Annotated in this window: 15 protein-coding genes; all 15 read right to left on the minus strand. The window is 44.4% G+C overall.

The features are described 5' to 3' along the window. Positions 1–159: 159 nt before the first annotated feature. The 15 genes from atpE to BLR93_RS09665 all read right to left on the minus strand — a co-directional run bounded on the left by atpE (position 160) and on the right by BLR93_RS09665 (position 13,277). Positions 160–366 (minus strand): F0F1 ATP synthase subunit C, encoded by a 207-nt coding sequence (gene atpE, locus BLR93_RS09595; protein ID WP_026570770.1) that lies wholly within the window; start codon positions 364–366, stop codon positions 160–162. A 152-nt stretch (positions 367–518) separates the two neighbouring features. Next, positions 519–1,244, minus strand: coding sequence for a F0F1 ATP synthase subunit A (gene atpB / locus BLR93_RS09600; protein WP_093213693.1), 726 nt, complete (start codon positions 1,242–1,244; stop codon positions 519–521). Between the two features lie 24 nt (positions 1,245–1,268). Beyond that, complete coding sequence (locus BLR93_RS09605) at positions 1,269–1,637, minus strand: ATP synthase subunit I (protein ID WP_093213695.1); 369 nt, start codon at positions 1,635–1,637, stop codon at positions 1,269–1,271. Positions 1,638–2,193: 556 nt separating this feature from the next. Beyond that, a complete protein-coding gene (locus BLR93_RS18370) occupies positions 2,194–4,380 on the minus strand; it encodes a S8 family serine peptidase (RefSeq protein WP_281241694.1) in 2,187 nt (728 codons plus the stop codon). A 305-nt stretch (positions 4,381–4,685) separates the two neighbouring features. Further along, positions 4,686–5,837: a non-hydrolyzing UDP-N-acetylglucosamine 2-epimerase gene (gene wecB / locus BLR93_RS09615; protein ID WP_093213697.1), complete on the minus strand. Its 1,152-nt coding sequence runs from the start codon at positions 5,835–5,837 to the stop codon at positions 4,686–4,688. A 27-nt stretch (positions 5,838–5,864) separates the two neighbouring features. Further along, on the minus strand, positions 5,865–6,494 hold the full coding sequence (gene upp / locus BLR93_RS09620) for a uracil phosphoribosyltransferase (protein ID WP_093213699.1): 630 nt from the start codon (positions 6,492–6,494) through the stop codon (positions 5,865–5,867). A 162-nt stretch (positions 6,495–6,656) separates the two neighbouring features. Continuing rightward, the gene (locus tag BLR93_RS09625) at positions 6,657–6,896 is read right to left on the minus strand and encodes a hypothetical protein (RefSeq protein WP_093213702.1); all 240 of its coding nucleotides are present in this window, start codon (positions 6,894–6,896) and stop codon (positions 6,657–6,659) included. A 140-nt stretch (positions 6,897–7,036) separates the two neighbouring features. Further along, positions 7,037–8,275, minus strand: coding sequence for a serine hydroxymethyltransferase (gene glyA, locus BLR93_RS09630; RefSeq protein ID WP_093213705.1), 1,239 nt, complete (start codon positions 8,273–8,275; stop codon positions 7,037–7,039). 167 nt (positions 8,276–8,442) lie between these two features. Next, positions 8,443–9,006, minus strand: a complete 564-nt coding sequence (locus BLR93_RS09635) for a TIGR01440 family protein (protein ID WP_093213707.1) — start codon at positions 9,004–9,006, stop codon at positions 8,443–8,445. A 52-nt stretch (positions 9,007–9,058) separates the two neighbouring features. Continuing rightward, a complete protein-coding gene (gene rpiB, locus BLR93_RS09640; RefSeq protein WP_093213710.1) occupies positions 9,059–9,499 on the minus strand; it encodes a ribose 5-phosphate isomerase B in 441 nt (146 codons plus the stop codon). Positions 9,500–9,564: 65 nt separating this feature from the next. After that, positions 9,565–9,687: a hypothetical protein gene (locus BLR93_RS18375; RefSeq protein ID WP_281241695.1), complete on the minus strand. Its 123-nt coding sequence runs from the start codon at positions 9,685–9,687 to the stop codon at positions 9,565–9,567. A gap of 157 nt (positions 9,688–9,844) precedes the next feature. Continuing rightward, positions 9,845–10,453, minus strand: a complete 609-nt coding sequence (locus BLR93_RS09650) for a low molecular weight protein arginine phosphatase (protein WP_093213716.1) — start codon at positions 10,451–10,453, stop codon at positions 9,845–9,847. Positions 10,454–10,681: 228 nt separating this feature from the next. Further along, positions 10,682–11,236 carry a manganese efflux pump MntP gene (locus BLR93_RS09655; protein WP_093213719.1) on the minus strand — a complete coding sequence of 185 codons (555 nt, stop codon included), beginning with the start codon at positions 11,234–11,236 and terminating at the stop codon, positions 10,682–10,684. Positions 11,237–11,355: 119 nt separating this feature from the next. Beyond that, a complete protein-coding gene (locus BLR93_RS09660) occupies positions 11,356–12,408 on the minus strand; it encodes an L-threonylcarbamoyladenylate synthase (RefSeq protein ID WP_425440939.1) in 1,053 nt (350 codons plus the stop codon). Positions 12,409–12,848: 440 nt separating this feature from the next. After that, the gene (locus BLR93_RS09665) at positions 12,849–13,277 is read right to left on the minus strand and encodes a hypothetical protein (protein ID WP_093213723.1); all 429 of its coding nucleotides are present in this window, start codon (positions 13,275–13,277) and stop codon (positions 12,849–12,851) included. Between the last annotated feature and the right edge of the window lie 20 nt (positions 13,278–13,297).

Below are 13,297 nucleotides of genomic sequence, written 5' to 3' on the forward strand. Positions count from 1 at the left end.
AGCGTTTATAATCAGCCAACCTGTGTATTGCACAGCATTCACTCCTTTCGTCATCTGTAACAGGTTCATTCGTCAGTTTAAGTTTCTTTAGTTAAAGGAAAGGCGAAAGTCCAGCAAATGAACTTCGCCATTTTATTTAAGTTTTATCTAGAATTTCTGTTACATGACGATAAGTGCGATAACTACCGCGATGATCGGCATAGCCTCAACCAAACCAACACCAATGAACATAGTAGTTTGAAGCGCACTGCGCAATTCTGGCTGGCGAGCGATCCCTTCTACTGTACGACTTACAATCAATCCGTTACCAATACCTGCGCCTAGTGCGGCTAGTCCTACTGCGATTGCAGCTGCTAATGCTCCCATAATAAAAATCCTCCTCTAAAATATATGAATTTATTTAATTCCTGTGTTCCGTCTTTCTAAACCGGCCTCTGGGAAGCCAGCCCTAAACCTGTTGAGCATAACCCTGACTGTTTGGCCATTCGGCCCAGCGGGTATAAACTCGGTATATAATTTTAATGGTCTGCGCTCACTTTGTGAGACATGTAAACCATTGTCAACATAGTGAAAATAAACGCTTGGATGGCTCCAATGAACAAACTGAAACCTTGCCAGGCAAGCATTGGGATTGCTCCTCCCAGAAATCCTGCCACACCTGAAGCGGTCAGACCCGCCAGTAAACCAAGCAAGATTTCCCCTGCATAGATGTTACCGAAAAGACGAAGACCAAGTGTCAACGTATTCGAAAACTCTTCCAGCAGCTTTATCGGGAATAAGAACGGCAAAGGACGGAAATAATCTTTTCCGTATTCTTTTACACCCCTTATCTTAATGCCATAATAGTGAGTCAACACAATTACCATGGTTGATAAGGTTAGTGTGATACCTGCATCCGATGTTGGGGACTTCCACCATAAATGGTGTTCTGAATCTACTGTCATAAAGGCGACACCAAGTAAGTTACTTACAAAGATATAAGTGATTAGTGTTAAACCTAACGGCAGAAAAGTCTTCCCTGTCTTCCAATCCATCGTGTCTCCTACAATACCTTTCACGAAATCGATGACCCATTCCATGAAATTTTGGAGACCTGTTGGCTTCATCTGCAGCTTTCTTGATGCGGCGACCCCCAGGATAAAAACAAGGGTAGATGCGATCGCGATCATCAAAACATTGGACAAATTGAAATCAAGCCATGAAATTCCAAATAAGTCCAGAAGTAAGGGTTTTTCATGATCCAAAATTCTTCACCTCTCTTCCCAGCGCTAGTCTTTTAATCTAAATAAAGCAAAATCTATCATAATGACAACATAAGAAGTCATTAATCCAATTAACACACCAATAATATGGAAATATTCTTCGAATTGAAGGGCGATAAGCACAGCAGCGGCTGCTGCAGCTAATCGGGAAAAGCTACCGATTCCTCTGGTAGAGCGTTGTTCGACTGCGGCTTGTCCTAGTTGCATGATCTTTCTTTGCATCAGCCATAAATTATAAAAACTTATCACTGTTCCTAGAAGAAGTCCGAGGAAGATACGTGGATACGGAGTAAACCCGGCTCCAAGTACAAGTAAAGCGAGAAGAAAAAGCATCCATCTGCGCTGGCGGGTTACCATGTGTTCATATTGCTGCATATTATTTGTTCCCCCGTGGTTACTTCCATTATTACGGATGCTTATTATGTACCGGCTCCAAATCCTGGCAACTCATCCTTAGACTGATTGACGGAATGCTCGCTGGTTGTGGAAAAAGGCTGCCTTGCTTGGTAAGATGTATGGCCAGCTTCACGGTTGGTTTTTCCTCAAAAGAACAAAAAAATTTTGTCCGATTGGCAAAACATTTCGAAAAATCCTCCCGGCAATCGTTTAGGACGATTAACATTCATCTTACAAGCTGGGTGCTTTCAAAACAAGGAAAAAGCATATGCCTCTCCTTATGAAACCCTTATCATTCCACACTTGATTAGCATACAATAGGGGTCAGGCAATGTCAATCGGTTTACGGGAGAAAGTAGATTTTGGAAATTCCGCCATCAATATGAATAAACCATAATGCACCCTTCTCTATTATATAAGAAATAAAACTATGGAAAAAGCGACAAATTTGTGACAAATGTAAAAGAAATAACATCATTAAATAAGGACAAGGCCCCCTCTGCCAAATGGGAAGGCGGAAGCAGGCCCTGTTCTTTTATTCAATGTTGATCATCGTAGGGTAACTGTACTTATGGTCCCTGTCTGTCCTAATAATGACATTGGCAAGATATTGACCCTTTTTTCCAACTTCTCTCTTATCCAATGCACCTTCTATCAACCCTGGCTGTTGGTCCTTCAGTTCCACAATTGTACGGTCAAACCTCAGGGTTTCCGGATTATATAAATCAACACTTAGCTTTTCTGCCCCCTCCGGCAAATACATACGAAACTGATACTCTTCATCTGTGAAAGCCTTTAAGCTAAACTCAACCCCCATCGCCTTCGGATAATCAGCTTCTTTAATCAGAAATAGATATGGTAAGTGATAGGAAAGATCCTCCTGCTTTAAAGTAAGCCAGCCTTGATGGATTCCTTTGTCAAGCAGTGACCCTGTAACAGAAAGCTTGATAGGAATAGTTGCTGTCTCCCCCGGCGGAATAGTAAAACTTGCCGGCAGGTCCCATCTCATTCCTTGTTTCTGTTCGGCCATGTCAAAATAATATTCTTTTTCTTTTTTGGTCGTGTTTTCTATTTTAAGCTTGTAGACATGGTGCTCCTTCATTTTTTCGATTTTCCCAAAGGTCAATAAAGGGTTGTGAAGAATTGTTTCTGTTTTGATCGCTTTTGCAACCTGCATCCTGCCCATCCCTTGAATGATTGGATCGTATCGGTTTCCTTGCTCGTCGTTGACTGGAAGGGCCGTAGTAAGCAATGCCCCTTTTAATTGGTCGTGGCTCCAATCAGGGTGTGCCTGTTTCACGAGGGCCAATCCCCCTGCAACATGGGGAGCGGCCATACTGGTGCCTTGCAATTCCTGATACCCGCCTGGAACGGTGCTCGTGATGGATGCACCTGGAGCAACAATTTCCGGCTTGATTTCCCAATTAACCGTTACCGGGCCTCTGGAACTGAATTCCGCCATTAAATCCTGCTTTTCCTCATAAACGGTTTCGATCCATTCCTCATCCTGCGCATTGTCGATAAGCCATTTCCCATCCGCTTGGGAAATAGCAGCCACTGGAATACCAATTGGTTTTTTGCCGTCGTCCACCGATCCGTGGAAAGTGCCCTTTTCATTGTTATAAATAACAACCGCTGCTGCACCCGCCTTTTCTGCAGCACGTGCTTTCTGAGAAAAAGGAACTGCCCCTCTTTCAAGTAAGACGATTTTACCGCGGGCGTCCCTAATATCCCCCTCCTCCATGCTTCGGTGCACGATGGGGTATTTTTTTTGAAGGTCCCATAGGGCGGAACCCATCAACAGAGCCAGGGGAATTTTTTTGTTATGCAATTGATCATATAGATATGGAGTAGTGATTGGCGGAGTGGATGCTCCGACAGAAATTGCTTTGTCCGAGGTAGCAGGTGAGCCTACTGTCCAGTTATCGGGCCCTTCATTGCCATTAGCCACGACAACGGACACCCCGTGATCGATGGCACGATTAACTGCCGCACTAGTTGGCCAATCGGGGCCATTTACCGAACTGCCCAGCGACATATTAATGATATCCATTCCGTCTTTGACCGCTTTCTCCAGAGCAGCAATAACCTGGATGGACGTTCCCATACCGCCAGGCCCAAGCGCCCGATAACCGTACAACTCCGCACCCGGAGCTACCCCTTTCATTTTCCCATCAGCCGCAATAATTCCAGCGACATGACTGCCATGAAGTGTAGGCATGCCTTGTTCTGCCAAGGTTTCCATCGGGTTATCATCTAAATCAACTAAATCGAACCCGCCTTTAAAATTGGCAGACAGGTCCGGATGGGTGTAGTCAATACCAGTATCAATAACACCGATTTTGACACCCTTCCCTGTATATTCAGCGCCTGTTCCGGTCGTAAAAAAAGGGGACTTCTTCAGAAAAGAGATACTATCCTCCGTGTTAGTCCGGTATGTCTGGACAGGGTAGCTTTTTCTGATGAATGATTCAGTTTCTATCTTTTCCAGTTGATGAGCTTTTCCCCGAACAGCCAATCCAGTAAAAAGGGTGTCATAGACTTGCAACACCTCAATAAACGGATGATATTTTTCAATAAAGTCTTTATATTCATGGGGATTTCCATCGACCTCTAGAATTACTGACTGAGGTTCTTCAGTTGCTACAGTGGGAGGTACAGCGGGTAATAGTACGAGGAGGAGAGCAAATATGGCTAGCAATGCAATCTGTTTAACAGGCAAAATAGTCCCTCCTCTTTTTAGCTTATTATCTGTTTACAGAGAGGAAACATGCATGAGCAGAACAACTAATTTGCTGATAGGAGGAGAATAATGAAGAGGATATCTGTTAGAGTGGGGAATTTGATCTTCTTTCCCAGAGTTTCGCTCTACTCATCGCCTTTTTCGCTCCTCTTGCAGGCATAGTTGATCTTCCGCTCTACTTCCAGATCCACTGTATAGTGGAGCGCAAAGGCTTTGCTTCTTTGCTCCCAAATAATAAAACGGCGCCCCACACTTTTGCAGTGCAGGACGCCGCTATTTGTTTTCTAATTTTCCAGTTGAAACGAAGCAGGCCGATCTTCTCTCTGGTGAAAATGGTAGCGGATGGCTTCAGCGATTCTTACTGAAGCCTGACCATCGCCGTACGGGTTGGAGGCTTTGGCCATGGCAGCATAAGCTGCGGGATCAGACAATAGTTCATCTGCCAAATGAAAAATATTATCTTCCACAGTTCCGGCCAGTTTTAATGTGCCAGCCTTTATTCCTTCCGGTCGTTCTGTCGTATCCCGAAGAACAAGAACAGGAACCCCAAGGGAAGGTGCTTCCTCTTGAACCCCGCCAGAATCAGTTAAAATTAAGTGGGCGCGGGAAGCAAAGTTGTGAAAATCAACTACGCCCAGCGGTTCAATCAGCTTAATCCGATCATCGTTGCCGAGAATCTCAATAGCCGTTTCCCGGACTACCGGATTTAAGTGGACCGGATAAACGACTTGGATATCGTCATGGGTCTCGACCAACCGCTTGATGGCACGAAACATTTGCTGCATGTTGGAGCCGAGATTTTCCCGGCGGTGGGCGGTCATCAACACTAGGCGCTTTCCTCCAAGCTTATCAAGGATTTTACTGGAATAATTCGAATCGACAGTTGTCTTAAGTGCATCAATCGCTGTATTTCCAGTCACAAAAATGCTATCCGCCGGCTTGTTTTCCTTGATTAGATTTTGCTTTGATTGGTTTGTCGGAGAAAAATGGAGATCTGCCATAATGCCTGTCAGCTGGCGATTCATTTCTTCCGGATATGGTGAATATTTATTCCATGTGCGCAGCCCGGCTTCCACGTGGCCGACCGCAATTTGATTATAATAAGCTGCGAGTGAAGCAGCAAAGGTCGTTGTCGTATCGCCATGGACAAGTACGATATCAGGGTTGGTCTGCTTCATCACTTCGTCCAGGCCTTCGAGGGCTCTATTAGTAATTTGCGCCAAGGTCTGACGAGACTTCATGATATTTAAATCATAATCAGGAGTGATTCCAAAAATGCCAAGTACTTGGTCGAGCATTTCTCTATGTTGTGCCGTAACTGTAACAATCGCTTCAAATTGTTCCGGCCGCTTATTTAGCTCAAGCACTAAAGGAGCCATTTTGATTGCTTCCGGCCTTGTGCCGAAAATTGTCATCACCTTGATCGGTTTCCCCATGAAATGCCACTCCTTACTATTTACTGCTTATTTTGTACCAAATAAACGGTCGCCGGCATCGCCTAACCCCGGCACGATATAGCCCTTCTCGTCCAATTTTTCATCGAGGGAAGCTAGATAAATATCAACATCAGGATGTTCTTCTTTAATTACTTCTACACCTTCAGGCGCAGCAATTAAACACATCAATTTAATGTTCTTAGCACCGCGCTTCTTTAAGGAGTGAATAGCATCGTTTGCAGATCCACCTGTCGCCAGCATCGGATCTATGACAATCAATTCACGTTCTTCAATGTCTGATGGCAGCTTAATGTAGTATTCCACTGGTTTTAACGTCTCAGGATCACGATAAAGACCGACATGGCCTACTTTCGCAGCTGGAATCAAGCTCAAAATGCCGTCTACCATACCGAGCCCGGCACGCAGGATAGGAACAAGCCCTATCTTTTTACCACTAAGCGTTTTTGTCTTTGCTTGTGTAACAGGGGTATCGATGGTAATCTCTTCCACCGGCAAATCTCTAGTGATTTCGAATGCCATCAATCCCGCTACCTCATCAACCAATTCGCGGAATTCTTTAGTCCCTGTACTTTTCTTACGTATGTAAGTTAACTTGTGTTGAATTAATGGATGATCCAGTACATATACATTTCCCACGTTCCGATCACTCCTTTGGTATATTTGCATCCTTAAAATTGTACTGAAAAAAACGTCTGCTTTCAAGCGTCCCTTTCCGTAAATGCCGAATTTATTCAGCAATGCCTTGGGAATGCAGACAAAAAGCCATCACCAGGGAAGATGATGGCGGGTTATAAATAGTTAATCCTCTTCTTTTTCAGTTACAACTTCTATCACTTTTCTTTTTATTAAAAGCCGGCAATCTGGTGAAAGAGGGTCCTGTCTCGGGTCAATATGCCTCCCGCGCACAAGGAAACCGTCGAAAGTGAATAAGTCATTAAACTCTCTTCGTTGGACGGCATCATACCCTTTTATGTGCAGGTTATACCCTTCTTCCGTTTCTACTACTCCGCCAATAGAAACTGTTGTCTTATCATTCATTGTCGTCCCTCCTAAAATCGGTATACCCATGTAAGCGAAATTTTAAAAGGGTGATTAGAAGGAAATTTACGGAAAAAGCTTTCCCATCACCAGTCTTTTGGAGAAGGGAAAGCTTTTTTAATGCGCAGTTAAGTCTGCCACTAATTCTGATATAACGGGAATTTGTCTGTTAAAGCTTTGACTCTGGATTTTGCTTCCTCTAACTTTTCCTGATTGCCGTGGTTTTTCAAGGTAAATGCAATTATGGCACCTACTTCATCCATTTCCTCCAGGCCAAAGCCGCGGCTTGTTACAGCGGCAGTACCAATACGAATTCCGCTGGTTACAAATGGACTTTCCGGATCAAACGGAATCGTATTTTTATTGGTAGTCAGGCCAACATTATCCAACGCTTCTTCAGCAACTTTTCCTGTCAATTCCAGGCCACGCAAATCCAATAACAGCAAATGGTTATCTGTTCCGCCGGATACGATACGGATTCCTTCCTTTTGCAAAGATTCACCTAGCCGCTTCGCATTATCGATAATTTGTTGAGAGTACGTCTTAAAATCATCCTGCAAAGCTTCCTTGAAAGCCATCGCTTTGGCAGCAATCACATGCATTAATGGACCGCCCTGCATTCCTGGAAACACGGATTTATCAATTTTTTTCGCAAATTCTTCCTTGCATAAAATCATTCCGCCGCGAGGACCTCTTAATGTTTTATGGGTAGTAGTCGTGACAAAGTCAGCATATGGAACTGGGTTTGGGTGAAGTCCAGCTGCCACAAGGCCAGCAATATGAGCCATATCTACCATCAAATAAGCTCCTACTTCATCGGCAATTTCACGGAACTTTGCAAAATCGATTTTTCGCGAATAAGCACTTGCTCCCGCTACGATCAACTTCGGCTGCAACTCTTTTGCTTTCGCAAGGATGTCTTCATAATCAAGCTGCTCCCTGTCTTTGTCCACTCCATACTCTTCGAAGTTATAAAGCTTGCCGCTGAAATTGACAGGACTGCCATGGGTTAAATGGCCGCCGTGGCTTAAATTCATACCAAGTACTGTATCGCCGATTTCCAATGCGGTAAAGTACACAGCCATGTTAGCCTGGGCACCGGAGTGCGGCTGTACATTAGCATGATCTGCCCCAAACAATTCCTTTGCGCGGTCACGGGCTAGATCCTCTGCAACATCGACATATTCGCAACCGCCATAATAGCGTCGGCCAGGATAACCTTCTGCATACTTATTGGTGAGTACGGAACCTTGTGCTTCCATAACCGCTTGCGATACAAAATTTTCAGACGCTATCAATTCGATTTTGTCGTTTTGGCGCCTTCTTTCATCCTCGATTGCCTGAAAAAGCTCTTGATCCTTTTGTTTCACATGTTCCATTGCGTAATGCCCCCTTAATCGTATTGGTTACTGAATTTCCTGCCATCGGCCATTATAAGGCCTGACTGGCGGCTGCAGCGACTGAAAAACAAACACTGCATCGTTAACTCCCTCTGGGAAAACACAGAGGAACATATTTATTCAATCTATCAAAATAGTAACATTAATTAGTCGCAGAAAACACCCGAATCGTCTTGCGGGTAAACTGCACGCTCGCCGCCAATTAACTTCGGGCGTGTTCTGGCTGTATTAACTCTGGCATTTCCGGCAGAACGCTGTTTAAATCTTAGCGGCACTGCCACCCGGCGCAGATGCATACCTATCATTGTTTCTCCGATATCCATACCTGCATCGGCTGAAATAGTTTCGGCAAGCACTGGTTCGCGGAAGTGCTTATAAGCATAGGAAGCCATCGATCCGCCCGCCTTAGGGACAGGAACAGCCGTAACTTGTTGGTATCCTCGCTGAACCAGAGTGTCTCTTTCCATGACGAGAGCACGGTTTAAGTGCTCACAACATTGAAAAGTTAGTTGAATCCCGGAGTTTTTCTGAAGACGTTCCATCTCACTGAAAATAACCGAAGCTATCTCCTCACTTCCAGATGTACCGATACGCTGGCCGGCAACCTCGCTCGTAGAACAACCGACTACAAACAGCTGGCCCTGTTTTAAATACCCCGTAGACAGCCATTCGTCAACTAGCGCTGCCAGCTCTTCCTGCAAGTGCTTCATCCATACAACCTCCATTTCTGTGAGAACAGTTCCCTGCATCTAGATTGGTTTTTTACTTGGTTTCGTAGTCAGCAATTTTGCCGATCCTGTTTGCATGGCGCCCTGCCTGGAATTCTGTTTCCAACCATGTTTTGACGATTTCCCTGGCCAAACCAGGCCCGATAACCCGTTCCCCCATGGTAATCATATTCGAATCATTATGTTCTCTAGTCGCCTTGGCACTAAACACATCATGAACTAATGCAGCACGAATCCCTTTTACTTTATTCGCCGAAATCGACATACCTATCCCTGTTCCGCAAATTAATATTCCTTTATCAAATTCGCCGCTGGCCACTCGTTCAGCTGCAGGAATTCCATAATCAGGATAATCAACGGAATCAGCGCAGTCACAACCAATATCTTGATATTCAATATTCATTTCCTCCAGCAGTCCGCTTATTTCTTTACGTAAGCTTATACCTCCATGATCAGAGGCTAGAATCACTTTCATTATTTATGCTCCTTTTCCAACTTGGCGTTTTTGTAAGTATACTGGCATGGTCGAAGGGTTTTAGATTAACCATTGATGGCTTTAAATACTTCCATCGAAGCAGCAAGAGATAGCAAAGGGTGCGCTGCAGCAGAGCAAAAACCAGACTCCATTTTTTGCGTCTTGTCCCGAAAAATAATATCTTGCAAGAACTTCTCCTACACTTCCTTTCAAGTATAGAAGAAACAAGTGGATGGACAGCCGTTCTGCTCTCATCCTGTTTTTCCCAGCCATCTCTTCTCTGCATTTAATCAGGAAGCTTGCCCTCTCCAGCCGTAAATTCCTCGCGATCGGCGAGTACCATTTCTATCTATTGTCTATCTTTTTTGCGAGCAGTTCAATATACTTTTCAATTTCTTGCAAAGTTACCTGATACGTATTTACATTTCCGCCAAAGGGATCGGAAATGTCGTAATTGGGCAGGATCGCCTCTAGTTGGCGAATATTATTTATTTCTTCCCGCAAATAATCATGCAGCGCTTTATCCATTTTATAAGGGTCCATCTTTTTACCGTTTTCTTTCATAAAAATGGCCCGCTTTTCTTCTAAATCCGAATAAGCCTTTTTCAGCTTCTCCCAGGTTTCCTGGTCGCCTTCCATCACATACTCTTTAAGGGTAAACAATTTCTCGTTGAAAGCCGGATATTGCATGGCAAGCGATTGTTTATGCTGGGATGTCATGGTTAAAACCAAATCGGCCCAATGCAGCAAATCCAGAGTTACCGGTTGTGATTGGTGATCCATCTTGATTTGCTTCCTCGCCAGAACATCCAGAGTGCTTTGCGAAGCGCGCTGTCCTTTACCGGCGAAGATCCCGGCAGATTCAACCTCTGCCTCGGGCAGTTTTTCTTTCAGCAAGGCTTCCGCCATCGGACTGCGACAGGTATTTCCTGTACAAACGAACAAAATCCTCATTTCCTGATACCTCCAGCTGTAAATAATGGAATGAAAGAAACGAGCTCATCATGTATCCCTACATTCCGTGTCCGTATATTTATTCTTTTTCATTATATCATTTAGCCTGAAAGTTCTCGCGGGAAACGATAACTTTCATCCTATCCGTTTCTTTGCAGAAAATAAGCAAGGAACCCTGTGACAACAAAAAAGGCCGCCTCCTCTTTAGTATAAGGAGACGACCAGCTATTACCCGAATATAATTTTTAATCCAAACGCACACAAGATACTTCCGCCTAGCAATTCACTATACACACCCATCAGGCCTCTAGCCTTCCTCCCAAGCAGCAGGCCGGACCATGTCAGCATGGCGCTGAATAACCCGAACAACATGATTGCCAGAAAGGTCCTTACTCCTGACATGCCAAGACTTAAGCCAACCGAAAAGCTATCAAGGCTGACGCTTAATGAGAATAAAATGAGTCCAATTCCAATTGGACTGATCAGCTTTTTATGTTCCCGGTTAAAAGAAGACAGCAGCATTTGCATGCCTAGTGCAAACAGCAGCAAGCCGCCGCCAAGAATGGCAAAGCCTTCTATTTTAGTGGAAATGAATTTGCCGACCACGATTCCAATAAACGGCATAAGCATGTGGAATATGCCAACCGAAATACCAACGATAAATATCCGTTTCAGCCTTAAGGCCTGCATCCCCATTCCTAAACCAACAGAAAATGCGTCCATCCCTAAAGCCGCTGCCATAAAAATCAAGGAAATATATTCCCCCGCATTCACACCAGCCATACCGCCAACCCCTCTCCGGACATGCTATTCCACTATATGCCGGAGAGACAAGTTATATGCCAAACTGCCAGAAACTCTCCCATGTGAAGATGAGGAAAAACCATTCTTTCTTTATATGCTTAATATAGTTGGCTGAGTTTTTTGCTGGCAGCTTTGTTTAGTCGATTCATAACTGCTTGGCCGACGCCTGTTTCGGAATAAGTTTCACAAAGGATGATATCGACATCTGATTTTTTGAAAGCTCTCAATGTATCGTATAGATGGACTGCTACTTCATTTAAATTTTTATGTGATCCACACACTTTAATATTATCCGCACGGATTACTTGCGCCATTTCCCTGCTGGCTATTACACCTGTTTTGTAGCCGTTCTGTTTACAGTCATCAATTTGGGCCTGCAGGAATTCCGCATCCCCTTCAACAAGCCACAGTGGAGCCTCAGGTGCATAGTGGGTGTACTTCATACCAGGTGACCGTGGTGTTTGATTCTGCTCATTTTCAGTCACTTGTTCTGCAAGAGCAGGATCTACCATAACAGTACCAAGCACTTCTTCTAATTGCTCGCGCGTTACTCCGCCCGGCCGTAAAATGATTGGTACATTACTTGTACAATCAACGACCGTTGATTCAACCCCAACCCCAGTTGTACCGCCGTCTAACAACCCGGCAATTCTGCCATTTAAATCATCGTAGACATGATTAGCAGTTGTGGGGCTCGGCCTTCCTGATTTATTAGCGCTCGGTGCGGCCAGCGGCAGACGGCAAGCTTGCAGAAGGGCGCTCGCAACTGGATGATCCGGAATTCTGACAGCAATTGAAGACAGGCCAGCTGTTACATTTTCAGCAATTGTTCCATTGCTTTTTAAAATGATTGTCAATGGACCTGGCGTAAATGCTGCTAACAGCTGTTCAGCGATTTCCGGGATTAGTTTCACGTAATCGTTCATTTGCGATTTATCTGCAAAGTGTACAATCAGCGGATTATCGGACGGCCTCCCCTTCGCTTGGAATATTTTTTCTACCGCCTCATAGCTTGTTGCATCTGCACCAAGCCCATATACTGTTTCTGTCGGAAAAGCGACTACTTGCCGATCGGTTAGTAATTCCGCCGCTTCACTGACTGCCCGCTGTATCTCTTTATGTTCCTCTAGTTTCCATACTTTCGTGTCTATCATTTCGATTAACTCCTTTATTAATAAAAGCTTGGCAGGTAACCTCCAAGCATAAAACAGATAAGTTATTAACACTTTATCCACATTATGTAATTATTCAGGCAATTCCGCAAGTTTCCTCTTCGTTATACTGGTGCTTGCCACAAAAAAGCCGCATGCTTGGCAGAAAAACCACAACCCCTGGCACCGCCGGGATGACAAGGGTGTTTCAGAGCAAATAACTCGATCAAATAATGGAAGGATAGATTATTTTCCAACCCTTGCATTTATCCACACATCTTGCCAGCCGGCAGGGTTTATTTGCAGTATTCCACAACTTATCAACAGTAATCAAGGTGATTTGTGGATAACCATTCAGCTATCCCTTTGGTAATTAAATGCGATATCACCCACGCCTTGTACGGTTAAGTTCCCTCTATACACTACTGCAAACAGGCAGCTTAATGTTCGTGCGTTCCTGTGCGTAATTTCTTTGTCCACCACTGGCCTTCGGTTAAATCCTGGCCTTCTGGAAAGGCAGGAGATGGTTCTTTCTGAAACTCCAATAACGACAGCAATGTATCTAACGCAGGCTGGTGACTGTGAATGAACAGGCCAGTCCCTTTTTGCTCGCTGGCCATAGCAATTGCCGTTTCAATAATTGCCAGCGGAAAAGAACCGGGCACTCCATCCTTAATGTACAGGCTTTTCAGCCAATAACCTGACTTCTCAACAGGAATCAGGGCAAAAAATGCTTTATACTCTCCCTGGTAATCAATTAACCGTCCATACTCTCTCAACGATTGCTGTTCAGAGAAGGTATTCCAGGATCCTTCAAAAAAAACCTCTAATGCTTGATCATCCAATTGGCTCGCGCTTATCAGTTTCATCCATACACTCCCTATCAACA

Origin of the sequence: Sediminibacillus albus (genome assembly GCF_900101125.1) — a bacterium.
GTDB classification, from domain to species: Bacteria; Bacillota; Bacilli; order Bacillales; family Amphibacillaceae; genus Sediminibacillus; species Sediminibacillus albus.

What these genes read in the sequence shown, in the direction of transcription:
- atpE (WP_026570770.1), bottom strand. Translation starts at nt 366, where the DNA reads ATGGGAGCATTAGCAGCTGCAATCGCAGTAGGACTAGCCGCACTAGGC.
- BLR93_RS09605 (WP_093213695.1), bottom strand. Translation starts at nt 1,637, where the DNA reads ATGCAGCAATATGAACACATGGTAACCCGCCAGCGCAGATGGATGCTT.
- wecB (WP_093213697.1), bottom strand. Translation starts at nt 5,837, where the DNA reads ATGGGGAAACCGATCAAGGTGATGACAATTTTCGGCACAAGGCCGGAA.
- BLR93_RS09625 (WP_093213702.1), bottom strand. Translation starts at nt 6,896, where the DNA reads ATGAATGATAAGACAACAGTTTCTATTGGCGGAGTAGTAGAAACGGAA.
- glyA (WP_093213705.1), bottom strand. Translation starts at nt 8,275, where the DNA reads ATGGAACATGTGAAACAAAAGGATCAAGAGCTTTTTCAGGCAATCGAG.
- BLR93_RS09635 (WP_093213707.1), bottom strand. Translation starts at nt 9,006, where the DNA reads ATGAAGCACTTGCAGGAAGAGCTGGCAGCGCTAGTTGACGAATGGCTG.
- rpiB (WP_093213710.1), bottom strand. Translation starts at nt 9,499, where the DNA reads ATGAAAGTGATTCTAGCCTCTGATCATGGAGGTATAAGCTTACGTAAA.
- BLR93_RS09650 (WP_093213716.1), bottom strand. Translation starts at nt 10,453, where the DNA reads ATGAGGATTTTGTTCGTTTGTACAGGAAATACCTGTCGCAGTCCGATG.
- BLR93_RS09655 (WP_093213719.1), bottom strand. Translation starts at nt 11,236, where the DNA reads ATGGCTGGTGTGAATGCGGGGGAATATATTTCCTTGATTTTTATGGCA.
- BLR93_RS09665 (WP_093213723.1), bottom strand. Translation starts at nt 13,277, where the DNA reads ATGAAACTGATAAGCGCGAGCCAATTGGATGATCAAGCATTAGAGGTT.